The sequence below is a fragment of the Halarchaeum salinum genome (genome assembly GCF_039520965.1).
Taxonomy (GTDB): domain Archaea; phylum Halobacteriota; class Halobacteria; order Halobacteriales; family Halobacteriaceae; genus Halarchaeum; species Halarchaeum salinum.
On record NZ_BAAABL010000056.1, the window covers coordinates 26,795 to 49,147 of the forward strand.

25 protein-coding genes are annotated in these 22,353 nt (G+C 67.6%); 16 read left to right on the top strand and 9 right to left on the bottom strand.

Going from position 1 to position 22,353, the window contains the following annotated elements; translation table 11 throughout:
- On the bottom strand, nucleotides 1-339 hold the full coding sequence (locus tag ABDZ36_RS09565; RefSeq protein WP_211312596.1) for a 2Fe-2S iron-sulfur cluster-binding protein: 339 nt from the start codon (nucleotides 337-339) through the stop codon (nucleotides 1-3).
- 120 nt (nucleotides 340-459) lie between these two features.
- Here ABDZ36_RS09565 and ABDZ36_RS09570 point away from each other — a divergent pair, with 120 nt between their 5' ends.
- The 3 genes from ABDZ36_RS09570 to ABDZ36_RS09580 all read left to right on the top strand — a co-directional run bounded on the left by ABDZ36_RS09570 (nucleotide 460) and on the right by ABDZ36_RS09580 (nucleotide 3,780).
- Entirely contained in the window at nucleotides 460-1,830 is a 1,371-nt protein-coding gene (locus tag ABDZ36_RS09570) for a geranylgeranyl reductase family protein (protein WP_211312595.1), read from the top strand.
- Between the two features lie 175 nt (nucleotides 1,831-2,005).
- Nucleotides 2,006-3,508, top strand: coding sequence for a Na+/H+ antiporter NhaC family protein (locus tag ABDZ36_RS09575; RefSeq protein WP_211312636.1), 1,503 nt, complete (start codon nucleotides 2,006-2,008; stop codon nucleotides 3,506-3,508).
- Entirely contained in the window at nucleotides 3,505-3,780 is a 276-nt protein-coding gene (locus ABDZ36_RS09580) for a DUF7513 family protein (RefSeq protein ID WP_211312594.1), read from the top strand. Before ABDZ36_RS09575 ends, ABDZ36_RS09580 begins: the two co-directional genes overlap by 4 nt.
- A 162-nt stretch (nucleotides 3,781-3,942) precedes the next feature.
- Here the strand turns inward: ABDZ36_RS09580 and ABDZ36_RS09585 are convergent, their stop codons facing one another.
- Entirely contained in the window at nucleotides 3,943-4,278 is a 336-nt protein-coding gene (locus tag ABDZ36_RS09585; RefSeq protein ID WP_211312593.1) for a 30S ribosomal protein S10, read from the bottom strand.
- A 124-nt stretch (nucleotides 4,279-4,402) separates the two neighbouring features.
- Between ABDZ36_RS09585 and ABDZ36_RS09590 the strand changes: the two genes are divergently transcribed.
- Nucleotides 4,403-4,828, top strand: a complete 426-nt coding sequence (locus ABDZ36_RS09590) for a bis(5'-nucleosyl)-tetraphosphatase (protein ID WP_211312592.1) — start codon at nucleotides 4,403-4,405, stop codon at nucleotides 4,826-4,828.
- A 1-nt stretch (nucleotide 4,829) separates the two neighbouring features.
- Nucleotides 4,830-5,927, top strand: coding sequence for a DUF5787 family protein (locus ABDZ36_RS09595; protein ID WP_211312591.1), 1,098 nt, complete (start codon nucleotides 4,830-4,832; stop codon nucleotides 5,925-5,927).
- Here ABDZ36_RS09595 and ABDZ36_RS09600 read toward each other — a convergent pair.
- Nucleotides 5,924-6,424 (bottom strand): DUF5797 family protein, encoded by a 501-nt coding sequence (locus ABDZ36_RS09600; protein ID WP_211312590.1) that lies wholly within the window; start codon nucleotides 6,422-6,424, stop codon nucleotides 5,924-5,926. The genes ABDZ36_RS09595 and ABDZ36_RS09600 overlap by 4 nt on opposite strands.
- A gap of 102 nt (nucleotides 6,425-6,526) precedes the next feature.
- On the opposite strand from ABDZ36_RS09600, the gene ABDZ36_RS09605 reads away from it, so the two are divergent.
- The 8 genes from ABDZ36_RS09605 (at nucleotide 6,527) to ABDZ36_RS09640 (ending at nucleotide 13,133) form a co-directional block, all read left to right on the top strand.
- Nucleotides 6,527-7,300: an enoyl-CoA hydratase/isomerase family protein gene (locus ABDZ36_RS09605; protein ID WP_211312589.1), complete on the top strand. Its 774-nt coding sequence runs from the start codon at nucleotides 6,527-6,529 to the stop codon at nucleotides 7,298-7,300.
- 173 nt (nucleotides 7,301-7,473) lie between these two features.
- Nucleotides 7,474-7,731: a DUF5789 family protein gene (locus tag ABDZ36_RS09610; protein ID WP_211312588.1), complete on the top strand. Its 258-nt coding sequence runs from the start codon at nucleotides 7,474-7,476 to the stop codon at nucleotides 7,729-7,731.
- A 57-nt stretch (nucleotides 7,732-7,788) separates the two neighbouring features.
- On the top strand, nucleotides 7,789-8,103 hold the full coding sequence (locus ABDZ36_RS09615; RefSeq protein ID WP_211312587.1) for a transcription factor S: 315 nt from the start codon (nucleotides 7,789-7,791) through the stop codon (nucleotides 8,101-8,103).
- Nucleotides 8,104-8,389: 286 nt separating this feature from the next.
- The gene (gene pyk / locus ABDZ36_RS09620) at nucleotides 8,390-10,144 is read left to right on the top strand and encodes a pyruvate kinase (RefSeq protein ID WP_211312586.1); all 1,755 of its coding nucleotides are present in this window, start codon (nucleotides 8,390-8,392) and stop codon (nucleotides 10,142-10,144) included.
- The gene (locus tag ABDZ36_RS09625; RefSeq protein ID WP_211312585.1) at nucleotides 10,144-10,362 is read left to right on the top strand and encodes a DUF7312 domain-containing protein; all 219 of its coding nucleotides are present in this window, start codon (nucleotides 10,144-10,146) and stop codon (nucleotides 10,360-10,362) included. Before pyk ends, ABDZ36_RS09625 begins: the two co-directional genes overlap by 1 nt.
- A 43-nt stretch (nucleotides 10,363-10,405) precedes the next feature.
- Nucleotides 10,406-10,960, top strand: coding sequence for an NfeD family protein (locus ABDZ36_RS09630; RefSeq protein WP_211312584.1), 555 nt, complete (start codon nucleotides 10,406-10,408; stop codon nucleotides 10,958-10,960).
- Nucleotides 10,961-11,295: 335 nt separating this feature from the next.
- On the top strand, nucleotides 11,296-12,492 hold the full coding sequence (locus tag ABDZ36_RS09635) for an SPFH domain-containing protein (RefSeq protein WP_211312583.1): 1,197 nt from the start codon (nucleotides 11,296-11,298) through the stop codon (nucleotides 12,490-12,492).
- A gap of 44 nt (nucleotides 12,493-12,536) precedes the next feature.
- On the top strand, nucleotides 12,537-13,133 hold the full coding sequence (locus ABDZ36_RS09640; RefSeq protein WP_211312582.1) for a winged helix-turn-helix transcriptional regulator: 597 nt from the start codon (nucleotides 12,537-12,539) through the stop codon (nucleotides 13,131-13,133).
- On the opposite strand, the gene ABDZ36_RS09645 is transcribed toward ABDZ36_RS09640, so the two are convergent.
- Nucleotides 13,134-13,376, bottom strand: a complete 243-nt coding sequence (locus tag ABDZ36_RS09645; RefSeq protein WP_211312581.1) for a DUF7123 family protein — start codon at nucleotides 13,374-13,376, stop codon at nucleotides 13,134-13,136.
- Between the two features lie 216 nt (nucleotides 13,377-13,592).
- On the opposite strand from ABDZ36_RS09645, the gene ABDZ36_RS09650 reads away from it, so the two are divergent.
- Nucleotides 13,593-15,431, top strand: coding sequence for a flippase-like domain-containing protein (locus ABDZ36_RS09650; protein WP_211312580.1), 1,839 nt, complete (start codon nucleotides 13,593-13,595; stop codon nucleotides 15,429-15,431).
- Here the strand turns inward: ABDZ36_RS09650 and ABDZ36_RS09655 are convergent, their stop codons facing one another.
- A complete protein-coding gene (locus ABDZ36_RS09655) occupies nucleotides 15,432-16,184 on the bottom strand; it encodes an SAM hydrolase/SAM-dependent halogenase family protein (RefSeq protein ID WP_211312579.1) in 753 nt (250 codons plus the stop codon). It abuts the gene before it with no gap.
- Nucleotides 16,185-16,223: 39 nt separating this feature from the next.
- The gene (locus ABDZ36_RS09660; protein WP_211312578.1) at nucleotides 16,224-16,751 is read right to left on the bottom strand and encodes a nicotinamide-nucleotide adenylyltransferase; all 528 of its coding nucleotides are present in this window, start codon (nucleotides 16,749-16,751) and stop codon (nucleotides 16,224-16,226) included.
- Between the two features lie 173 nt (nucleotides 16,752-16,924).
- On the opposite strand from ABDZ36_RS09660, the gene lonB reads away from it, so the two are divergent.
- Together lonB and ABDZ36_RS09670 are read left to right on the top strand one after the other, a co-directional pair.
- A complete protein-coding gene (gene lonB / locus ABDZ36_RS09665; protein WP_211312577.1) occupies nucleotides 16,925-18,964 on the top strand; it encodes an ATP-dependent protease LonB in 2,040 nt (679 codons plus the stop codon).
- A 121-nt stretch (nucleotides 18,965-19,085) separates the two neighbouring features.
- Nucleotides 19,086-19,517, top strand: a complete 432-nt coding sequence (locus ABDZ36_RS09670; RefSeq protein ID WP_211312576.1) for a DUF7575 domain-containing protein — start codon at nucleotides 19,086-19,088, stop codon at nucleotides 19,515-19,517.
- 11 nt (nucleotides 19,518-19,528) lie between these two features.
- On the opposite strand, the gene ABDZ36_RS09675 is transcribed toward ABDZ36_RS09670, so the two are convergent.
- From ABDZ36_RS09675 to ABDZ36_RS09685, 3 genes are read right to left on the bottom strand one after another with little or no spacing between them, the layout of a single operon-like run.
- Nucleotides 19,529-20,695: a 3-dehydroquinate synthase II gene (locus ABDZ36_RS09675; protein WP_211312575.1), complete on the bottom strand. Its 1,167-nt coding sequence runs from the start codon at nucleotides 20,693-20,695 to the stop codon at nucleotides 19,529-19,531.
- A 44-nt stretch (nucleotides 20,696-20,739) separates the two neighbouring features.
- Entirely contained in the window at nucleotides 20,740-21,528 is a 789-nt protein-coding gene (locus ABDZ36_RS09680) for an SDR family NAD(P)-dependent oxidoreductase (protein WP_211312574.1), read from the bottom strand.
- Between the two features lie 42 nt (nucleotides 21,529-21,570).
- Nucleotides 21,571-22,350: a 2-amino-3,7-dideoxy-D-threo-hept-6-ulosonate synthase gene (locus tag ABDZ36_RS09685; protein WP_211312573.1), complete on the bottom strand. Its 780-nt coding sequence runs from the start codon at nucleotides 22,348-22,350 to the stop codon at nucleotides 21,571-21,573.
- Nucleotides 22,351-22,353 lie beyond the last annotated feature (3 nt).

Here is a 22,353-nt window from a genome sequence, read left to right on the forward strand (position 1 = left end):
CTAGTCGTCGGCCACGGTGACGGGGCCGTCCGGGTCGACCGACGCGGCGTCGGTCTCGATACTCGGCGGGTATTTGCCGCGCTCGATCGTCAGATCCGAGAGCGGCCGCGCCATGCAGGTGAGACAGTAGTCCTCGGCCTCCGCCTCGCTGAGGCCGCGCGCGGCCGGCTGGGCGACCTCGCCCTCGACGATCTCGGCCGAGCAGGCCAGGCACATCCCGACGCGACAGGAGTACTCCTGGGCGATCCCCTCACGGAGGCAGGCCTTCAGGATCGTCTCGGTCTCCGAGACTTCGATGCTCTCGTCGCGTCCGACGAACTCGACGGTGTGGTCGGTCATGGAACGCCGTTCGACGAGCGCCGGTAAAACTCTTTATCGCGCCGTGTCCCCGCGTGGACGACGGATTCGATCCCAGAACGTCCGTAAAGAGTTTTCACGGCCCGTCACAATCACCGCGGTATGACTACGCACGAGTTCGACTTCGTCGTCGTCGGTGCCGGCACGTCAGGGTGCTACGCCGCCGCGACCGCCGCGAAGGCGGGGTACGACGCTGTCGTCGTCGAACGCAAGGACGCCGAGCAGGCGGGCCACATCGCTTGCGGGGACGCGCTGAAGGGCGCGGCAAACTTCCCCGACGCCATCCCGAAGACCGAGCTCGAACCGGCGTTCACCAACACCGGTGTCGATCACGGCCGCTTCGAGATCCCCCAAGAGGACACCGTCCTCGAAATCCCCATCCCCGGCGAGCTCGCCGTCATCGACCGCTGGAAATACGGCCGCCGCATCATCGAGAGCGCCGACGAGGCCGGCGTCGAGTTCCACTACGACACGGTCGTCCAGGACGTCGAACAGGACCGCTCGGGGCGCGTCACCGGGGTGACGGCGACGCGACAAGGTGACGCCGTCACGTACGACGCCGAGTTCGTCGTCGACGCCGCGGGGTCGCTCTCGCTCCTCCAGGACAAGGTGGACTTCTCCGAGTCGACGTTCGATACGAACGTCGACTACTCGCAGTTCTGTTCGGCCTACCGGGAGATCGTCGAGGTCCCCGAGCCCGTCGAGTGGGACGACGCCCTCGTCTTCAAGCCGACCGAGCGCGCCGCCGGCTACCTCTGGTACTTCCCGCGCACGGACACGGAGATCAACGCCGGCCTCGGCTTCCAGATGAACGAGGAGCCGATGCACCTCGTTGAGGACCTCAAGCACGACCTGCGCAACCGTAGCGAGTTCCAAGGGGCCGAAGTGACGGACAAGCTCGGCGCGGCGCTCCCGACTCGCCGGCCGTACGACTCGGCAACACATCCCGGCTACCTCGCGGTCGGCGACGCCGCCGGCCACGTCAACCCCACGACGGGCGGCGGGATCGCCGGTGCCGCCTACGCCGGCATGTACGCCGCCGAGGCCGCCATCGACGCCCTCGAAGACGGCGTCCACGACGAGGCCGCCCTCTGGTCGTACAACGAGCGCGTTATGGATCACTTCGGCGCGCGCTACGCCGCCCTCGACGTCTACAACGTCCTCTCGACGGCCGTCGACGTCGACGACCTCATGAGTCTGCTCGCCGCTCTGCCCGGCAAGCAGCTGAGCGAAGCGCTCTACGCCGGAACGTCGAGCTTCGGCGTCGGCCTCGCCGCGAAAGTCGCCGCGAAGAGCTTCGGCCACTGGGGACAGATCTACAAGATGTACCAGACGAAGCGCGTCGCCGATCGGCTCCTCGATCACTACGAGTCGTACCCGTCGAGCCCCGACGGCCTCGCACGCTGGCAGTCGCGGCGAGACGACATCATGGACGACGTCTACGAGGTCACCGGCGCGGACGCGAAATACTGAGCGAATACCGAGGTGTCGGTTCCGCGCTAAGGTGTCGGTTCCGCGCGCGACGCGGACCGTCACCGACCGGGTGTCCCGTTCCGTGGCTATTTACCTACCGAACACTCAGTCGTGAGTCGTGAGTCGCACGAACAACGACGACGGGACCCCTGGCGACGTCGAGGCGGAACTCGACATGGCCGACTCGTCCGGGCCCGACCTGGAGTTCTACGGCGGGGCCGCGGCGAGTGCGATCCCGCTCGGGGTCTTCGTCGTGTGGGCAGTGGTACAGAGCGGCCTGTTCGGGATCGGCGACACGACCGGGCTCGTGGTCGGAATGCTGTTCGCGCTCATCGTCGGACTGTTCTTCGCGAAGGGGAACTGGTCGGCGTACGCGAACGCGATCTTCGAGGGAATGACCCAACGCGTGGCCGCGACGGCCATCGTCGCGTGGCTCTGGGCGGGGATGTTCGCCCAGCTCCTGCAGGACGGCGGCTTCGTCACCGGCCTCGTCTGGATCGCCCAGTCGCTCCCGGTGTCGCAGGCGACGCTGCTCGCCATCCTCCCAGCGGTGACGTTCATCCTCGCGGCGCTGCTCGCCACCGGGATCGGCACCGGCTACGGGACGGCCGTGACGTTCGTCACGACGTTCTTCCCGGCGACGGTGTTGCTCGGCGCGAACCCCGTCCTCATGTTCGGCGCGATCCTCTCCGGGGCGGCGTTCGGTGACAACCTCGCGCCCGTCAGCGACACCACGATCGTCAGCGCGGTGACGCAGAACGCGGACATCGGCGGCGTCGTCGCCTCGCGGTTCAAGTACGCGATCACGGCGGCCGTGCTTGCGTTCGCCGCCTACCTGATCGCGGGCGCAGTGATGCCGACGGGCGGCGGCAGCGGCGCGCTCCCGAACGGCAATCCCGTCGGACTCGTCCACCTCGTCTCGATGGGCGTCGTCATCTACACGGCCGTCCGCGGCCGGCACATCATCGAGGCGATCACATGGGGCATCCTCGTCGCGATTGCCACCAACCTCCTCCTCGGTCTCGAATCGCTCTCCGGGATCGTCTCGTTCGTCGCACCGGCGAACGCGCCGTTCGCGGAGGCGTTCACATGGCTCCCGATCCTCTCGACGGCCGGCCCCGACACGACCGCGGGCGTCGGTGGGAGCCTCTACGTGGGGGCGTCAGGTTTCTTCCCGCTCATCGTCCTCACACTCCTTATCGTCGCCGGCGCGCGAATCATGATCCGCGGCGGGGCGTTCGAGGCCATCCAGGACTTCCTGCTCTCGACGGCGGCGACCTCGGTGCGGCGCGCGGAGACGACGCTCGTCCTCGGGACGGCGCTCGTCAACGCCGCCATCACGATCAACACCGCCGCCGAGATCGCCATCTCGCCGTACGTCGCGCGCGTCGGCGAGTCGTTCAACATCAACGGCTACCGGCGGGCGAACATCCTCGACGCGAACACCTCAGCGCTCGGCTACATCTTCCCGTGGGCGGGCGGCGTCCTCGCCGGCTACTCGCAGATGCCGGCGCTCGTCGAGCAGTACGGGCCCGAGATGCTCGTCAGCCCGGTGAAGGTGGTACCGTTCGTCTTCCACGGCTGGTTCCTCTTCGCGGTGTTCCTCGTCGCCGCACTCACCGGGTTCGGCCTGGAGTACGTTCCCGACCGCGAGTCCGAGGAGGTGAGTCGCGTATGAACTGGACGAAGCTCACCGCCGGCTGGTCGTTCCGCACGACCACGCCAAGTTTCGAGGTGGGCGAGGAGTTCGCGGTGTACGTTACGGACGCAGAGGCCGATAGCGACGGGGACGTACGCGCCCGTGTCGGTGATACCGTGCTACGCGTCCACGACGCACCAGCGAACGTGCGCGAAGGGATGAAGATCGCGGTGCGGGTGACGGCGTTCGACGACGACGCGCATACCGGTGACGTTGACTATCTGCGGACGGTCGGCCACTCCGCGTACTGAGGCGGCCGTCCGGCAGACGGAGGCGGTCAGCCATTCCGCGTACTGAGGCGGCCGTCCGGCGGACGGAGGCGGTCAGCCATTCCGCGTACTGAGGCGGCAGCCGTCACGAAACCCGTGTGGCCGTCGCTCCGTGCCGATATGTGGTGTAGGAGAGAGAGAGGACTACGCCGGCGAGCCGACGTGCTGGACGCGTTCGATGTCCGCGGTGACGTGGACGCTGTTCGGGAAGTCCCAAGACATCATGATGTCGCGCGCGAGGTCGTCAGCACCGCGGATCTCGACGCGGCGTCGATACACCGTGTAACTCCACGCGTCGAACGTCTCGCCCTCGCCGTCGAGGCCCTTGTACTGCGGGACGAAATGTTGGTTCGGCGATTCGGAGTGCGGGCCCTTGAGCTCCGCACCCTTGCGGCGGACCACGTCGCGGATGTCCTCGACGACGTCGTCGAGGGCCGCTCGGTCCCCGCTCTCCAAGGTGAGGCTGGTTACGAAAGTCATGGCTGGGATGCGCGTAACCGTACTCGACGACGTCCACCCTCAAAAGCGGCGTGGTTGTGCGCCGCGGCCGTCTCGCGGGGAGTCTCCGACATTCTCTTAATCCGTCGTCGATTTAGTACACATAATGACGGTCGAAGCAACGAGCGCCGGTGCCATCCTCTACCGGGACACCCGGGGCCGGCGCGAGTACCTCCTTCTCAAAAGCCGCCCCGGGGACTGGGAGTTCCCCAAAGGCGGCGTGGAAGGGGACGAAGAACTCCAACAGACCGCCATCCGGGAGGTGCAGGAGGAGGCGGGAATCGAGGATTTCCGCCTCATCGACGGCTTTCGCGACGATTACGACTACGTCTTCGAGGCGAACGGGGATCGGATCCACAAGACGGTTCATCTCTTCATCGCGAGATCCTTCGAGGCCTCCGCCGAGCTCTCCAACGAGCATTCGGACCTCCAGTGGCGCGACTACGAACAGGCATTAAACACTATCACGCAGGACGGTCCCCGGAACATCCTGGAGGACGCACACGAGTTCCTCGCGGAAAAGGACGCCTGAGATGGCCGGCGCGGAGTTCGGGTTCGAACTTCGCGTCTGCGCGTGGGCCGAACGACAGTGGGACCCCGCGGACGCCGACAGCGACGTCCTCGTCGCGCGCCAACTCGGCACGCAGCGACGGCGCTGGGACACCGTACTCATCGAAGCCGACCCCGACGCGCTCCGCGAACGCGCCGCCTTCGGGCCTGACGAACTCGATCCCGACCTCCGCTCGCTCGTCGCGAACGCACCCGCCGAGTGGACGTACTACCGTGACGCGCTCCCCGATCCGGGCTACCCGTGGCGCTACGCCCGCGAGGCGATCCACCGCGCGTCCGCCCGGGGCGTACTGGCGGAACGCAAGCGCGACAACCGCATCGAGATTCGCCGGATCGCCCCCTACCCCGACTGGGTACGCCGGCTCGTCGCGATCGAGAACAAACCGGACCTCGACGCATCGGCCGCGCGCGCCCTCGCCGACCAGCTGGAGCGCGACGTGGCGCTCGGCCTCGCGGACGAGGTGTGGGTCGCCACCCGCGCCGACGCGACGCACGCGCTCGTCACGGAGATGCCGAGCGCCGCGGGCGTGCTGACGTTTGACCGGTCGGCGCGAGGCGATGCGAGTAGCGGTCGAACGGGCGAGCAGGAACGACAACCGGGAGCGACACGCGAGCGCGACACGATGGACGCCAACATCGTGTGGCATCCCCGAACGCTCGACCCCGAACGGACGGGCGTCCGCGTCACCGACCACGGGGACCCGACGAACTTCGAGTACGTCCCAGCTAACGAGAAGCGCGAGACGCGCGCCCGGATCGCCGAGCGCGCCTACGGTCGCGGCTGGCGCGCGTACGCCGACACGATGCGCCCTGACTGCCGGGCGTTCGACCTACGGAAGGACGGGGATGGGTACGTCCCGTACTGTCACGCGAACGGATGTGAGCAGACCGCGGCGGAGTGCGCTGGATCGTGCGCCGAATTTTCCCCGGAGCCCCCAGGGTGGCGACAGCGCGGCTGGCCGATCGAGGGCGGACCGGGCACGGCGATCAAACGATTGCTCGACGTACGTCGCCGACGTCGGCGACCTGGACTGGACGAACGCGACGGCGAGGCGGACTAGTCCACCTCGTCAACGGTGACGGCGTCGCGCTCAACGGCGAGGCGGAACGTCGGGACAGTCCGGTAAATCAGTTCGACGACGCCCTTGCGTTTGAGCGACTGGAGCGCGCGCCGGACGTCCTTCGCGCCGGGGTCCTCGCCGTCGTCGTTTTCGAGGTCGTCCCCGTACTCCTCGCGGAGGCGGTGGAGGACGTTGACGACGCTCGCCGACTCCTCATCCGGACCGGGCGCGACGGCGAATACGTGGCGCTCGAAGTCCGTCATATGGACTGCAAACGACTCGGGTTTCTCGCCGGTGACGACGGCGCGTGCCTCCGCCGTCGCACGGATGAGACTGTTCTCGTCGCGATAGTAGTACTCCTTTAGCTCCGATTCGAGGTACTGGTGGACGTCGCTGCCGGACTCCATCCCCCAGCGCTCCTGCAACGCTTTGTTCTTCGTCGGCTGGAGTTCCACGATGTCCGCGAGGCGTGCCTCGGCCTCCTCCGAGAGGGTCATAGTCCCGCGTATTCGGCGGCCCTATTTCGCCGTTTCCCCTCCGAGGCCGTCGGGGCACCACATCCCCCCACCGTTATGGACCCCCTCCGCGTCCACCCCGCCATGAGCGACCCCGTTCGGCTCGACATCGACGAGGATGACGTCGCGACGATCACGATCGACCGCCCCGACCGGCTGAACGCCCTCGACAGCACGACGCTCGACGCGCTCGCCGACGCGCTCACGGACGCCGAAGCGGCCGACGCCCGCGCGCTCGTACTCACCGGGGCGGGCGACGACGCGTTCGCCGCGGGGGCCGACATCGCCGAGATGACCGACTTCTCTCCCGCGGAGGCCCACGCGTACGCCGCCCTCGGCCACGACGTCACGCGCGCGATCGAGACGTTCCCCGCGCCCGCGATCGCCGCGATCGGGGGGTACGCGCTCGGTGGCGGCCTCGAACTCGCGCTCGCCTGTGACCTCCGCGTCGCCGCCGAGAGCGCAGTCCTCGGGCAGACCGAGACCGACCTCGGGATCGTGCCGGGGTGGGGTGGCACCCAGCGCCTCCCGCGACTCGTTGGCGACGAGACCGCACGGCGGCTGATCTACTACGGAGACCGGCTCGACGGACAGGACGCCTACGACATCGGCCTCGTCGGTGATCTCGTCGCGCACGACGAACTCGACGAGTACGTCGCCGACCTCGCCACCGATCTCGCCGGGCGTCCGCAGTTCGCGCTCGCCGCCGCGAAGGAGGCGATCACGAAGAGTCACGAGTCTGGCCTCGACACCGGCCTCGACTTCGAGCGCCGCACCTGGTCGTCGCTGTTCGGCACGCACGATCAGCGCGAGGGAATGCGCGCCTTCGTGGAGGATCGAGAACCGTCGTTTGAGTAATACGTGGTGGCTTCGCCGCCACGGAAGGACGAACGGCGAAAGCCGTGAGTAGCGTGGGGGCCGAACGAACGGAGGGGCCACGATGTCGAGCGACGACGCCACACCGCGAACAACGCGCGGCGTCACGACTACACCGACAAACAGTTAAGGAGCGCCCAGCGCTATCGGAAGCCATGTCCGAACAGGTGAAGCTCAAGGATCTCGAAGAAGCCCTCGAAGGGCTTCCGTACCCGCTCAGCAAGCAAAATGCAGTCGAGGAGGTAGAGGGGATCGTGCTCAGATACGCGGACGGCGAGGAGGCCGCGAGTGACGTCGTCGAGCGCATCGAGGAGGACGTGTTCGACGATCCGGCGTCGCTCGCCGCGTCGATCCGGAACAACCTCCCGACGGAGGCCGTCGGGGAGCCCGGTCAGTCCGAAGGCGAAGGGTAGCGAGAGGCGACGCGGAACACCGGAGGCTTATACGGGCGGACGAGCTACCGGGGTAGCATGGAATTCTGCGACGAGTGCGGGTCGATGATGCAGGCGGAGGACGACTTCTGGGTGTGTACGTCCTGCGGGCACGAACAGCCGAAGGGCGACGCCGCCCAGTACACGGTCACCGAGGGCCAAGAGGAATCGGAGATCATCGACGTCTCCGACGCCGAGGACCGCGGGCTCCCTTCCACCAAGACGTTCTGCCCCGAATGTGGCAACGATCGGGCGTACTACTACATGCAGCAGATCCGGAGCGCCGACGAGTCCGAGACGCGTTTCTTCATCTGCACGGAGTGTGAGAACCGCTGGCGCGAAGACGACAACTAGGACCGTTTTCCGTGTCGGATACGCTTCGCACACCGTCTCCGAAAAATCCCCGGTAGCATGTATGAAACGGCGTGTACTACGTGTTTGGGTTTCGTCGGACAACCGATGACGGGTAGTCCGCTCGATGTCGGATTCACGCTCGCCGTGAACGGCGGGATTCTCACCTCGGAAAAAGAATGGGTGTGAAGAAAGCACACGGCCAAGAGCGGAGTGTCGGTTCGACAAACCGAACTCGGGGCGTAGTAATCCCCGACCTTTTACCCCACCGCGAGCGAAGCGGGCGACAATGAGGAACGCGAAGATCATCTGTACGCTCGGCCCGGCGACGGACGACCGGGACACGATCCGCGATCTCGCCGACGCCGGCATGACGATCGCACGACTGAACGCGAGCCACGGGACAGTCGAGGACCGCCGCGATCGGATTCACGCCGTCCGCCAGGTGGACGAGGTCACCGACGAACCGCTATCGGTGATGCTCGACACGAAGGGCCCGGAGGTCAGGACGGCCGAGATCGACGAGCCGATCGAGATCGCGGACGACGCGACCGTGGAGTTCGTCGTCGGCGACACCGCGACGCCCGAGCGTATCGGTCTCTCGAACGACATCACGGCCGTCGAGCCTGGCGACGTCGTCCTTCTCGACGACGGCCGGATCGAGACGCACGTCGAGAGCGTCGAAGACGGCGTCATCACTGCTCACGTCGTCAGTGGCGGCGAACTCGGCTCCCGCAAGGGCGTGAACGTTCCGGGCGTCGAACTCGACCTCGACATCGTCACCGAAAAGGATCGACGCGACTTGCAGCTCGCCGCCGAGGAGAACGCGGACTTCGTTGCGGCGTCGTTCGTCCGGAGCGCGGACGACGTCTACGAGATCTCATCAACGTTGGAGGAGTTCGGTGCGGACATCCCGATCATCGCGAAGATCGAGCGTGCCGGTGCGGTGGAGAACCTCGACGAGATCATCGACGCCGCGTACGGTGTGATGGTCGCACGCGGGGACCTCGGCGTCGAGTGCCCGATGGAGGACGTCCCGGTGACGCAAAAGCGGATCATCCGAAAGTGCCGGGAAGCGGGGTCGCCGGTCATCACGGCGACGGAGATGTTGGACTCGATGGTTCACTCCCGCCGACCGACGCGCGCCGAGGCGAGCGACGTGGCGAACGCCGTTCTCGACGGGACGGACGGTGTGATGCTCTCCGCGGAGACGGCGATCGGCGACGACCCCGTGCACGTCGTCGAGACGATGGATCGGATCGTCCGCGAGGCCGAGGCGAGCGACGAGTACGACGAACTGCGCGAACAGCGCGTCCCGAAGGCCGACGACTCGCGGACGGACGCACTCGCGCGATCCGCGCGCTACCTCGCACGCGACGTGGACGCGAGCGCGGTCGTCGTCGCCTCCGAATCCGGCTACACCGCGCGGAAGGCCGCGAAGTTCCGCCCGGCGATGCCCGTCGTCGCGACGACGCCGAACGACGACGTCCGCCGCCAGCTCGCGCTCTCCTGTGGGGTCGCCCCGCAGTACGCCGACTACACGACCGGCGGTGCCTCCGCGGTGATCGAGAACGCGGTCTCGGCGGCGATCGACGCTGGGATCGTCGACTCGGGGGACACCGTCGTCGTCATCTCCGGGATGATGACCGAGCTCGACGGGACGGACACGACGAACACGCTGAAGGTCCACGTCGCCGCCGAGACGGTCGCGACGGGGCGGTCGATCGTCGGCGGCCGGGCGAGCGGACCCGTCCACCGCGTCTCGGATGGCGACCTCGCGGAGGTCCCGGACGGCGCGATCGCGGTCCTCTCCTCCGACTTCGAGGGCGAGTTCCAAGGCGATCTCGAGAAACTCGCGGGCGTCGTCAGCGCTGACACCGGGCTGACGGGGTACGCGGCGATGGTCGCGCGCGAACTCGACCTCCCGATGGTCGGGAGTGCGGCCCTCAGCGACGACGTCGCGGACGGCGAGACCGTCACCGTCGATGGCGAACGCGGTGTCGTCTACGCCGGCCGTATCAGCGGTAACAAGGGCGAGCGCTGATGGCCGACGGCACGAGTGACGACCGCCGTCTCGACGATGCGGACGACGGTGGCGAGTGGCGATTCGCTATTGATGAGGTCGGCGAGGACGGCGTCGTCGAACCCGACAAATCGTCGAGCCCGCCCATCGAACCCGGCTCGCCGAGCGTCGAGAACGTCGCGTTCTTCGTCGTCGGCATCGCGCTGGCAGTCGGCGTCTTCGCGCTCCTCCTCCTCTGAGTCGCGGGTAACGTTCTTCCCACTTGCTCCCGACGTATCGGGTATGGCGGACCTATTCGGGGCGTCGCTCTCCCTCGTTCTCGTCGTCGCGGGCGTCGCGCTCTGCATCGCGGAGGCGTTCGCGCCCGGCGCGCACTTCGTCGTCATCGGCGTCGCGCTCCTCGCCGCGGGCCTCGCCGGCGTGCTCCTCCCCGGCATCGTCACGCCCGTCGTCCTCTCCCTCCTCGTCTTCCTCGTGGGGGCGCTGGCGCTCTGGGGGTACCGGCGCTTCGAGCTGTACGAGGGGACCGGCCGCGGGCAGACGGAGGGATCGACATCGCTGCGCGGTGCACGCGGCGTTGTCACCGAGCGTGTCACGGGCGCGACGGGGCAGATACGCCTGCGCGACGCCGGTGGCTTCGACCCGACGTACGCCGCGCGCACTATCGACGGCGCGAACGACATCGAGGAGGGTGCGGACGTGCTCGTCGTTGATCCCGGTGGAGGGAACGTACTTACGGTCGTGGCGGCCGACGACGCGGACGATATTGACCGCGAACTCGCCGCGGGACGCGAAGCGAAGGCGGAGGACGAGGCGGACGCGGAGCGAGAGCGGTAGGCAGATGCGGAGCGGTAGGCGAAGGCGGGAGGTGGAGGCTGAGCGGAAGCGGGAGATGGAGGCTGAGCGGAAGCGGGAGATGGAGGCTGAGCGGAAGCGGGAGATGGAGGCTGAGCGGAAGCGGGAGATGGATGCGGAGCGGTAGGCGAAGGCGGACGCAGTCGGTGTCCCTCCCGCGAGCGACCACCGGGAGCGAGCGGACCCAAGAGCCGACGATCGGGAGGCTCGCAGGGTTTTGGTCGAGCTTTTGCCAGCGCCGGGCGCGGCTTCGCCGCGCCGAGCGCAGCAAAAGGTCGGGGCGAAGCTTTATCCGGTATTTCTACGACCGTTCACCTATGGTCCCAGCTGTGCCGCTGCAAACGCTCGGGGGGAGTCTTCCGTTGACGCTGGTGGCGGTGCTCCTCGTTGCGCTCGCGGCGGTGACGGTCTATCAGATGGTGGAGATCGTGGACGCCTACGAGAAGAAGGCGCTCACGGTCTTCGGGGAGTACCGCGGACTCCTTGAGCCCGGTATCAACTTCGTCCCGCCGTTCGTCTCGCGGACGTACACGTTCGACATGCGGACGCAGACGATCGACGTCCCGCGCCAGGAAGCGATCACGCGCGACAACTCGCCCGTGACCGCGGACGCCGTCGTCTACATCCGCGTGATGGACGCCAAACGCGCCTTCCTCGAAGTCGACAACTACAAGCGCGCGGTGTCGAACCTCGCGCAGACGACGCTTCGTGCCGTCATCGGCGACATGGAGCTCGACGACACGCTAAACAAGCGCCAGGAGATCAACGCGCGGATCCGCAAGGAGCTCGACGAGCCCACGGACGAGTGGGGTATTCGCGTCGAGAGCGTGGAGGTCCGTGAGGTCAACCCGTCGAAGGACGTCCAGCAGGCGATGGAGCAACAGACCTCGGCGGAGCGCAAACGCCGTGCGATGATCCTCGAAGCGCAGGGGGAACGCCAGTCCTCGATCGAGGAGGCCCAGGGCGAAAAGCAGTCCGACATTATCCGCGCACAGGGCCAAAAGCAGTCCCAGGTCCTCGAGGCGCAGGGTGACGCCGTCTCGACCGTCCTCCGCGCGAAATCCGCGGAGTCGATGGGCGAGCGCGCCGTCATCGAGCGCGGGATGGAGGCCATCGAGCGGATGGGCGAGAGCGAGTCGACAACGTTCGTCCTCCCGCAGGAACTCACGAGCCTCGTTGGGCGCTACGGCAAGCACCTGACGGATAGCGACGTCGCGACGGAGACTGAGGGGTTGGATAGCCTCGACTTCGACGAGGAGACGCGCGAACTCCTCGGGCTCGACAGCATCGACGAACTGCTGAACGAGATCAGCGAGAAGGCGGACGTCGACCCCGAAGCGCTCGAACAGCAGGCCGAGGAAGTGATGGCCGGCCAGGACACGGGAGCTGAGGAGACCGAGCAGGTCATCGAGGAGATGGACGCCGAGTTCAACGATGGTGACAGCGGGAGCGCGTCGGCGTCGGGAACGACTGAGCCGACGGACGACGCCGAGACCGAAACCGAACGCTCGTAGGGCGTCCGAAGCTTTTTGCGCACGCCTGACGTATCCGTGGCCGAATGGGGATCGACGAGAGCAAGCGCGCTACTCTCCGGCGGTTCGCCGCGGTCGGAGCAGCGAGCCCGCTCGTCGGTCTTGCCGACGACGCCGCGGGCGAGAACGACGTCCGCGGGGCGATCGGCGGGTACTTGACGACGACACCCGGCGCGCATTTCTCGAAGCTCCGCGACGACCTCCAGCTTGGCACCGGCGAGGCACAACACCATCTCCGTCGCCTCGTCGACGCCGGGACGGTCGAAAGCTACCGGGACGGCGACTATCGCCGTTTCTACTCGGCGGGTGAGTTCACCGACTTCGAGAAGGTCACGCTCGGGTATCTCCGCCGCGAGACGCCACGCTCGATGCTCGTCACGCTCCTGCGCGACCCGGATGCGGACGGCGCGACGCTCGCCGACGCCGCCGGCGTCTCGCGGGGCACGATTAGCAAGTACGCGGCGGAACTCGACGGCGTCGGCCTGCTGTCGCGTGCGGACGGGTACGCGATCACGCGCCCCGAGACGGTGCTCGTCCTCGTGGTGCGCTACGCGGACTCGTTCGGCCCCGCGGCGGGAGCCCTCGCTCGCGAGGCGGACACGCTCCTCGCCTACGACCCGTAGCTAGAGCGAGACCTTCCACGTCGTCGCGGAGGAGTACCCCCACTTCTCGACGTCGACGCCGTAGTCGCCTGTTTGTAGCGCCGTCATGTTGGTCCCGACTTCCTTCGCGGAGAGATCGAGCGCGTCGCCGATGAGCCGCGATTTGAAGTAGGTCTGCGTGGCGGCGTGCTCGCGGAGGTACGCGAGGATGCGTTCCTGCTTCGGGGTGAGGGTGCTCGCCGCCGCGGCCGCGCTCGTGCTCATACACCGTGGTAGGATCGTGACAGACATAGGGGGTTTGGTACGAGAGGCAAAATACGGTTTTGAGCGCTCAACGATCTGTTATTCGGAGGTATCGCGAGTTGCTTGATGGGGTGCGGGACGCCGTAGACCCCCCGACTGGTAGGATCGCGAAACCGCCCCGTCCATCGATCCCGGATAGCAGAAGGTACTTACTTCGAGCGTGGCGAGTACCGATAGATGAGCGACCGGCAGATCGAGGTCAGTGTCGTCCTCCCCGCGTACAACGAGGAGGACACGATCGAACACACCGTCCGCACGACGCGCGACGCGCTCGGTGCGTTCCTCCCCGCCGGGAGCTACGAGGTCGTCGTGGCCGAGGACGGCTGCGACGACCGAACACCCGAAATCGCGGACGAGCTCGCCGCTGAGTTCGACGACGTTCGGCACTTCCACAGCGACGAACGCCTCGGCCGCGGCGGCGCACTCGATGCCGCCTTCGAGGCCGCCCACGGCGACGTGCTCGTCTACTTCGATACGGATATGGCGACGGATATGCGCCACCTCGAACACCTCGTCGAGAGCGTGCGCTCGGGCGAGTACGACGTCGCGACGGGGTCGCGCTGGATGTCGGAGAACGTCGCGGATCGCCCGGCGAAGCGCGGCGTCCCTTCGCGCGGGTTCAACTTCGCCGCGCGCCTCTTCCTCGGCTCGGATCTGCGCGACCACCAGTGCGGGTTCAAGGCGTTCTCGTGCGAGGCGTTCGAGGCCCTCGAATCGGCCGTCGAGGACCAACACTGGTTCTGGGATACGGAGATGCTCGTCCGCGCACAGCGCCGCGGATTTCGTGTCCACGAGTTCCCGGTCGACTGGGAGCCGAAGGGCGACTCGAAGGTCGATCTGGTGCGCGACGTCTTCGGGATGGGCTCGCAGGTGCTGCGCTGTTGGTGGGAGTTCAGCGTCGCACCGTACGCTAACCGCCGAACCGGCGCGCTCGCGGGGATCGCGCTCACGCTCGTCGCGCTCGGGTTCATGTTGTTCTATCTCGATCCGAGTTCGGTGCTCGCCGCGATGGCGGACGCCGACCCGACAACGGTTGCGCTCGCCGCTGTCATCTACGGCCTCTCGTGGCCGCTGCGCGGTGTCCGCTACCGTGACATCCTCGCCGAACTCGGCTACTGGGAGGACGTCTGGTTCCTCACTGGCGCGGTGTTCGTCTCGCAGACGGGGAACCTCGTCTTCCCGATGCGTGGGGGCGACTTCATTCGTGCGTACGTGGTGAAAGCCCGCCGTCACGTTCCCTACACGTCCGGGTTCGCGTCGCTGGCCGTCGAGCGCGTCTTCGATCTGCTCACGATCACGTTCCTCGCCGGGACGGTGCTGCTCGGTCTCGCGCTCTTTGCGCCCGAACAGGTGACGGCGCTCCTCGGTGCTGTCACGGGCGAGGGGGCGCTCGCCGCTGATGGCCAGCAGAGCGCCGAGACCGCGCTCGCCGTCGCCGGCCTCGTCGGCGCGCTCGCGATCACGGCCGTCGTCGTCATCGTCGCCTCCGCCCGCATGGACGGCGGCTACGCCCGGCGCGCCGTCGAGTGGGCGAGCGACGACGGCTACGTCGAACTCGTCGCGAGCGTCCTCGAATCGTTCGTTTCCGACGTACAGACCGTCGCCGCGGACGGATCGGCGTTCGCCCGCGTCGGCGCGACGAGCGTCCTCGTCTGGACGATCGACGTCGTCACGGCGATCTGCGTCGTCGTTGCCTTCGGGATCGACCTGCCGCTCTCGACGCTCCTCGCGACCGGCTTCTTCGCCGTCTCCGTGGGGAACCTCGCGAAGGTCCTCCCCCTCTCGCCCGGTGGGATCGGCCTCTACGAGGGGGCGTTCACGCTGCTCGTGGTCGCACTCACACCCATCACCGCGCCCGTGGCGCTCGCCGTTGCGATCGTCGATCACGCCGTGAAAAACGCCGTCACGGTCGTCGGCGGCGTCGTCAGTATGCTCACGCTCAACGTCTCGCTCACCGAAGCCGTCGAGGGTGCGAGCACCGAGACCGTCGAGACCGAGACGAAGACTGGCGACTGATCACGGGAGGGCGAGTCGGATCGTACCCCCCGGCTCGACACCGAACGCCTCGTCGCCCCGGCCACGGTTTACCGCGAGTTCGACGTTTCCGTGACTGCCGACCGTCAGCAGTCGCTCGTCCGCCCCGACCGCGTCGTACGTCCGTGCGACCGGCACGCGCTCGCCGTCGATGCGGGCGTACGCGCCCCAGTGGCCGTGGAGGATATCGCCCGGGATGTTCGTGATCGCGTTCCCGAACCCATCGACGACGAGCACGTCGCCGCGCGCCTCGTCGCCGCGGACGGTCGGCTTCGGGAAGGTGAGATCGACGGGATCGCGCACCGCGGGATAGTCGAGTCCGTCGATCCCCCCGTCGTGGACGGCGGCCGCGGCGGGCGCGAAGACGTCGCGCCCGTGGAACGTCGTGCTCTCGGGATCGTCGACGGGAATCTCGTAGCACGACACGTCGCCGCCGTCGGCGAGGGCGCGGGCGGCAGGTAGAAGGAGGCCGTTGTCGGGCCCGACGAGGGCGTGCTCGCCGGCGGAGACGGCGATCGGGCGGCGGTCGGTGCCGACTCCGGGATCGACGACTGCGAGGTGGACGGCGGCCGGGAAGGTCGGGAGGAGCTCGCGGAGCCAGAACGCGGCGGTGCGGACGTCTTGTCTGGGGAAATCGTGTGTGACGTCAACGAGACGGGCGTCGGTACGCGAGCAGAGGACGCCGCGCATCGCCGCCGGGTAGGGCGAGCCGAAGTCGGAGGCGAGGGTGATCACGTCGGGGGCGGACGTGAGCGAGGGATAAAAGCGGGCGGGTCAGTCGCTCGGTGTGGCCCCGACGTCAGTGTCGCTCACCTGTCTGATGCGTTCGATGCCGTCGACCTCGGCGACGACGCTCTCGACGGCGTCTGGGACGAGATCGCCCCACTCGTCGCCCGCGATCATCCGTTCGCGGATCTCGGTGCCGCGCAGGACTTCGCGATCGAACATCGGCGAGCCCCGGACCTCGATGCCGGCCTCCTCGAAGAGCCGAACGACGAGCGGGTTGTTCGAGTACGCGACGTCGAAGTTCGGGCTCATCGAGCGGACGTGACTCACCCAGACGGCGTTCCGGTTGATGTCCTCGAGCGGGACAGCGTACGTGACGAGGTCGAGGTCGGCGAGCGCCTTCGTAATCATCATGATCCGCTCGCCGCCGGTGAAGGGGTTGCGGACGCTGTGCGATTGGTCCGCGCTGCCGATGCCGACGACGAGTTCGTCGACCTCCTCGGCAATGTCGGCCACGACGCGGTGGTGACCCTGGTGGTACGGCTGGAACCGCCCGATGTAGAACCCACGAGTCATAGTCGGTTGTTACGCTACGCACACCCACCGGGACTGCATAAGCGTGGCGAGACGTCGTCACCGACCGGCGAATACCCGGCGCTCCGCGCCGGTGTCGGGCGTTTTCGTCGCTCCGTGCAGGGAGAAAGTATATCAATCGCGCTCTCCTTCCTCCACCTAGCGATAAGGGTTCTATGAGCAACGACCGTACGACCGACACTCCCTACGAGGGGGAGAACGACACCGACGCCCGCCCCGACCCCTCGCCCGACGGCGAACTCGACGACCTCGGCAGTGAAGTGGACGTCGAGGGCGACGTCGAGATCGACGAGGACGACGCGGAGGACGACCTCCTCGGCGGCCTCAAGGTCGATTCGACGGCGGACATCAAGGTGCCAGACCGACTGGTCGATCAGGTGATCGGCCAGGAGGAGGCCCGCGATATCGTGATGCGCGCGGCCAAACAGCACCGTCACGTGATGATGATCGGCACTCCGGGGACGGGGAAGTCCATGCTCGCGAAAGCGATGAGCCAGCTCCTCCCGAAGGAGAGTCTCCAGGACGTCCTCGTCTACCACAACCCGGACGACTCGAACGAACCGAAGGTTCGGACCGTCCCCGCCGGGAAGGGCGACCAGATCGTCGAGGCCCACCAGGAGGAGGTGCAAAAGCGCAACCAGATGCGCACCTTCCTCATGTGGATCGTCCTCGCGGTCGTGGTCGGCTACGCCTTCCTCGTCGAGGGCGCGCCCCTCCTCGGTATCCTCGCAGCCGGGATCATCTACTTCGCCTTCCGCTACTCGAATCGCGGGAGCGACGCGATGATCCCGAAGCTCCTCATCAACAACGCGGAGCGCCAGACGGCTCCGTTCGAGGACGCGACGGGTGCACACGCCGGCGCGCTCCTCGGCGACGTTCGGCACGACCCGTTCCAGAGCGGTGGGATGGAGACGCCGGCGCACGAGCGCGTCGAGGCCGGCGCGATCCATAAGTCGAACAAGGGCGTGTTGTTCCTCGACGAGATCAACACGCTCGACGTCCGCTCCCAGCAGCACCTGATGACGGCGATTCAGGAGGGCGAGTTCGGGATCACCGGCCAGTCCGAGCGCTCCTCGGGCGCGATGGTCCAGACCGAACCCGTCCCCTGTGACTTCATCATGGTCGCCGCGGGGAACATGGACGCGATGGAGAATATGCACCCGGCGCTGCGCTCGCGTATCAAAGGGTACGGGTACGAGGTGTACATGGACGACACCATCGACGACACCCCGGAGATGCGCCGCAAGTTCGCGCGCTTCGTCGCCCAGGAGGTCGAACGCGACGGCCAGCTACCGGACTTCACGCCGGACGGCGTCCGCGAGGTCATCCTCGAGGCGAAACGCCGTGCGGGCCGCAAGGAGCACCTCACGCTCGAACTCCGTGACCTCGGTGGGCTCGTCCGCGTCGCGGGCGACATCGCCCGCTCGAAGGGCCACGAGTACACCGAGCGCGACGACGTCCTTGAGGCCAAGAAACGCTCGCGCTCCATCGAACAGCAGGTCGCGGACAACTATATCGAGCGCCGCAAGGCCTACCAGATGGAGAGCTCCGGCGGCGAGGCGGTCGGCCGCGTCAACGGCCTCGCCGTCATGGGTGGGGACTCCGGCATCATGATGCCCGTCATGGCCGAAGTCACGCCCCGGCAGGGCGAGGGTGGCGAGATCTTTGCCACCGGCAAGTTGCAGGAGATCGCCCAGGAGGCCGTCGAGAACGTCTCCGCGATCATCAAGAAGTACAGCGGAGAGGGGATCGCGGATAAGGACATCCACATCCAGTTCGTCCAGTCCTACGAGGGCGTCGAGGGCGACTCGGCGTCGATCACGGTCGCCACCGCGGTCATCTCCGCCTTGGAGAACATCCCGATCGCACAGGACCTGGCTATGACCGGCTCGCTCTCCGTGCGCGGCGACGTTCTCCCCGTCGGGGGCGTGACGCACAAGATCGAGGCCGCCGCGAAATCCGGCTGCGATCGCGTCATCATCCCGAAGGCCAACGAGCAGGACGTGATGATCGAGGACGAGTACAAAGACCAGATCGAGATCATCCCGGTCAGCCACATCAGCGAGGTCCTCGACATCGCGCTCGTCGGCGAGCCCGAGAAGGACTCGCTCGTCGACCGGCTGAAGAACATTACCGGCGGTGCCCTCGAGAAGGGGAGCGCTAGCGCGCAGGGCGGCAGTCCGTCGCCGCAGTAACGCGTTCGCTCCGTAGCGCGTTCTCGACACACACACAACGCGTCCCGGATTCGTTTTTTCGCCGTGCTCCTCACCCGAGAGGACCGTGTTTAAGAAGCGCGGCGCTCTACACGTCGTAACTGTGAGTCTCAACCGTCGGGGCGTCGTCGCGGCCGCCCTCTCCGTCATCTACCCGGGGATCGGCCACGCGTACCTCCGTGCGTGGCTCCGCGCGATCGGCTGGATCGCGCTCTCCTTTGCCACCGCGTACGTCCTCGTCCCCGCGTCGACGATCCAAACCTATCAGATCGCGATCCAGAACGGGAATTTCGGCGCGCTCGGTGCCGCGGCGCTCCCGACGGAGGCGGCCGCCGCACTGCTCGTCGTCCGCCTCTGCAACGTCGTCGACGCCTACTTCCTCGCCGTTCGCCAGGCGACCCCTGCGCGGACGACGGACGGCGAACCGACGTGTCCGGTCTGCGGGAAGGAACTCGACACGGACCTCGACTTCTGTCCGTGGTGTACGACCGAACTGGAGTGGGAGTATCCGGGCGAGGAGCGACGCGACGCGTAGCGCGGGCCGCCCTACTTCTCGATGATGCGCTCTTCGACCTGCTCGCCGAAGTGCCGGCCACCCTCCTGTGTGAAGACCTTGATCCGATCGCCGGCCGCGACGTCGGTGATGGCGGTGCGTCCGTCCTCCGTTTCGACCTTGATCGTCTCCGCGTTCTGAATGAGGGTGTCGATGCGAACGCCGTCCTCCGTCTCGGCGGTAAGGCGGAACATCGGGCGGCGTTCGATCTTCGCGCGGCCGACGACGGCCTCGCGGGTGCGGCCCTCGACGTCGACGACCTGCACCTCGTCGCCGCTCTCCAGTTCGGCGAGGTATTTCGTGCCACCGCCGGGCGTCCGGATGTAGGCGTGGACCGCGCCGGCGTTCACGCGGAAGGGCCGGGAGGCGACGTACGGTGATTCGGCGGTTTCGGCGTAGACGAAGAAGAGCCCGCGACTCATCGAGCCGACGAGCATTCCCTCGTCGCCGTCCATCAGCGTGCCCGTGTCGACGCAGACGCGATCCGCCGCGCCGGCCTCGGCGATCTCGACGACCTCCGCCCATTCGAGGTCGAGCGTCTCGCGGTCCGCCCGGTCGCGGACGCCGACGGTGCGTCTGATCTCGTCGGGGTCGTCGCTGTCGAGGAGGACGGCGTCCGCGCCGATGTCGAGCGTCTCGAAGGCGGTGTCGGCCTCCTCAGCGGTGGTGACGCCGGCGACGATGGACGTGTCGCCGCCGATGCGCGCGATGAGGTTTTCGAGGGGGATGATCGTCCAATCCTCGCCGACGACGAACGTGTAGTCGGCATCGTTGGCGGCTTCCTCGGCGAACGCTTCGTACTCCTTGCCGAGGATACGGACGTACGCGCCCGTGACGTCGTCGTGCCGGCGGAGCGTCGTGAGGTCGGCGGACCCCGAGAAGTCGCTCGGGAGGTCGACGGTCCCGTCGCCTTCGCCGTTCTTGCCGACGACGTAGGTGTCGGCTTCGCCGTCGTCGTCCTCGGCCTCGCCGATGACGTCGGCATCCTCGCTCGTGAACGCGGCGACGTTTACCTGTCCAAGTTCGCGGACGCGCGCGACGTCTGCCTCGTCGACGAGCACCCAGTCGACGCCGGCTTCGAGACCGGCGGTGATCCGTCGCTTCCGGGCCTCCCAGTCGCCGACGGCACCGTCGGCCTTCAGCCACACTTCGCGTGTCATTAGTTGCACCTCAGTACGCGGCGGCTTGAACGTGGCGACTACGGCTACGTTACCAGCCAGCCACCGTCGACGGTCAGCGTCTCACCGGTGACGTAGCCCGCGTCGTCACTCGCGAGCCAGAGGAACGCGCCCGCGACGTCCGCCGGCGTGCCGGCACGCCCGAGCGGCAACGGCTTGAGGAGGCCGCTCTCGCGGTCGTACGAACTGGCCTCCTCGGTCCACCCCTCGATGATCTCGGTGCCGATGTGGCCCGGTGCGACGGCGTTCACGCGGACGCCGTGCTCGCCGAGCTCGAGGGCGGCCCCGCGCGTCGCCATCTGTACTGCAGCCTTCGAGACGTCGTAGGCGGACTGGCCGTACTGGCTCACCTCGGAGCTGATTGAGGCGGTGTTGACGATACAGCCGGGGTCGTCGCGCTCGATCATGTCGCGGCCGGCGGCCTGCGTGCCGACGAAGACGCCCCTCACGTTCACCTCGTAGAGCGCGTCGAGGACCTCGGGGTCGATGTCGAGGAACGGTGCCTGGCGGCTGACCCCCGCGTTGTTCACCATGACGTCGACACCGCCGTACTCGCGTGCCGCCTCGACGACGCTCTCGACCCCGTCGGGGTCCGAAACGTCGGTCTCGACGAAGTGGGCCTCGCCGCCGGCGTCGCGGATGCGCTGTGCGGTCGGCACGACGGCATCCACGTCGCGCGGCTCTTCGTCCACGTCCGCGATCAGTACCGTCGCGCCGGCGTCGCCGAAGCGCGTCGCGGCCGCACGCCCGATGCCCGAACTGCCGCCGGTCACGATCACCGTCTCGCCGTCGAAATCGTAGCTGAGTCGTCCCACGGCGAAAGGGTGGCGCGGCGCGGAGAAAAATAACGCGGGGATTCAGCCGAAGTGAGCGAGGGCATCCTCGACTGCCGCGTCGTCGTGGACGATGGCGGAGACGGCGCTCGCCATCGCGCCGGGGTCGTCGTGCTGGAAGATCGAGCGGCCCATGGAGACGCCGCGGCCGCCGGCATCCATCGCGCCACGGACAGCGGCGAGCGTCGCACGATCTCCCTCGGGGCTGCCACCGGCGATGATGACGGGTTTGGCCGTCGAGTCGACGACGTGCTCGAAGCTCTCGGCGTCGCCCGAGTAGGCGGTCTTCACGAGGTCCGCACCGAGCTCCTCGGCGAGACGGACGGCGTGCCCGAGTGACTCGGGATCGTGGCCGTCGACGCCGGGGCCGCGGGCGTAGGCCATCGCGAGCACGGGCATCCCGAGGGCATGGGCCTCGCTCGTCACCTCGGAGAGCTCGGTGAGCTGATCGGGTTCGTGATTGCCCCCGACGTTGATGTGGAAGGAGACGGCGTCCGCGCCGGCGCGCACGGCGTCCTCGACGGTGCCCGTCCGGCGTTTATCGTCCTCGTCCGGGCCGATGACGGTCGAGCCGTTGAGGTGGACGATGTAGCCCGCGTCGTTCTTGTTCTGGTGGACGCGCTCGGCGATCCCCTTCTGGGTGAGGACGGCGTCCGCGCCGCCGCGTGTCACCGCGTTGATGGTGGACTCGATGTCGCGCAGGCCCGCGACCGGCCCGAGCGTGACGCCGTGGTCCATCGGGACGGTGAGGTAGTTGCCGTCCGTGCCGATCCGGTCGAGGCGTGCCCGTGTACCCGTGTGCATCGT

Bases quoted from the DNA above. Each gene is read 5' to 3' on its own strand.
- ABDZ36_RS09565 (WP_211312596.1), bottom strand. From the start codon at position 339: ATGACCGACCACACCGTCGAGTTCGTCGGACGCGACGAGAGCATCGAA.
- ABDZ36_RS09570 (WP_211312595.1), top strand. From the start codon at position 460: ATGACTACGCACGAGTTCGACTTCGTCGTCGTCGGTGCCGGCACGTCA.
- ABDZ36_RS09575 (WP_211312636.1), top strand. From the start codon at position 2,006: ATGGCCGACTCGTCCGGGCCCGACCTGGAGTTCTACGGCGGGGCCGCG.
- ABDZ36_RS09580 (WP_211312594.1), top strand. From the start codon at position 3,505: ATGAACTGGACGAAGCTCACCGCCGGCTGGTCGTTCCGCACGACCACG.
- ABDZ36_RS09585 (WP_211312593.1), bottom strand. From the start codon at position 4,278: ATGACTTTCGTAACCAGCCTCACCTTGGAGAGCGGGGACCGAGCGGCC.
- ABDZ36_RS09590 (WP_211312592.1), top strand. From the start codon at position 4,403: ATGACGGTCGAAGCAACGAGCGCCGGTGCCATCCTCTACCGGGACACC.
- ABDZ36_RS09595 (WP_211312591.1), top strand. From the start codon at position 4,830: ATGGCCGGCGCGGAGTTCGGGTTCGAACTTCGCGTCTGCGCGTGGGCC.
- ABDZ36_RS09600 (WP_211312590.1), bottom strand. From the start codon at position 6,424: ATGACCCTCTCGGAGGAGGCCGAGGCACGCCTCGCGGACATCGTGGAA.
- ABDZ36_RS09605 (WP_211312589.1), top strand. From the start codon at position 6,527: ATGAGCGACCCCGTTCGGCTCGACATCGACGAGGATGACGTCGCGACG.
- ABDZ36_RS09610 (WP_211312588.1), top strand. From the start codon at position 7,474: ATGTCCGAACAGGTGAAGCTCAAGGATCTCGAAGAAGCCCTCGAAGGG.
- ABDZ36_RS09615 (WP_211312587.1), top strand. From the start codon at position 7,789: ATGGAATTCTGCGACGAGTGCGGGTCGATGATGCAGGCGGAGGACGAC.
- pyk (WP_211312586.1), top strand. From the start codon at position 8,390: ATGAGGAACGCGAAGATCATCTGTACGCTCGGCCCGGCGACGGACGAC.
- ABDZ36_RS09625 (WP_211312585.1), top strand. From the start codon at position 10,144: ATGGCCGACGGCACGAGTGACGACCGCCGTCTCGACGATGCGGACGAC.
- ABDZ36_RS09630 (WP_211312584.1), top strand. From the start codon at position 10,406: ATGGCGGACCTATTCGGGGCGTCGCTCTCCCTCGTTCTCGTCGTCGCG.
- ABDZ36_RS09635 (WP_211312583.1), top strand. From the start codon at position 11,296: ATGGTCCCAGCTGTGCCGCTGCAAACGCTCGGGGGGAGTCTTCCGTTG.
- ABDZ36_RS09640 (WP_211312582.1), top strand. From the start codon at position 12,537: ATGGGGATCGACGAGAGCAAGCGCGCTACTCTCCGGCGGTTCGCCGCG.
- ABDZ36_RS09645 (WP_211312581.1), bottom strand. From the start codon at position 13,376: ATGAGCACGAGCGCGGCCGCGGCGGCGAGCACCCTCACCCCGAAGCAG.
- ABDZ36_RS09650 (WP_211312580.1), top strand. From the start codon at position 13,593: ATGAGCGACCGGCAGATCGAGGTCAGTGTCGTCCTCCCCGCGTACAAC.
- ABDZ36_RS09660 (WP_211312578.1), bottom strand. From the start codon at position 16,751: ATGACTCGTGGGTTCTACATCGGGCGGTTCCAGCCGTACCACCAGGGT.
- lonB (WP_211312577.1), top strand. From the start codon at position 16,925: ATGAGCAACGACCGTACGACCGACACTCCCTACGAGGGGGAGAACGAC.
- ABDZ36_RS09675 (WP_211312575.1), bottom strand. From the start codon at position 20,695: ATGACACGCGAAGTGTGGCTGAAGGCCGACGGTGCCGTCGGCGACTGG.
- ABDZ36_RS09685 (WP_211312573.1), bottom strand. From the start codon at position 22,350: ATGCACACGGGTACACGGGCACGCCTCGACCGGATCGGCACGGACGGC.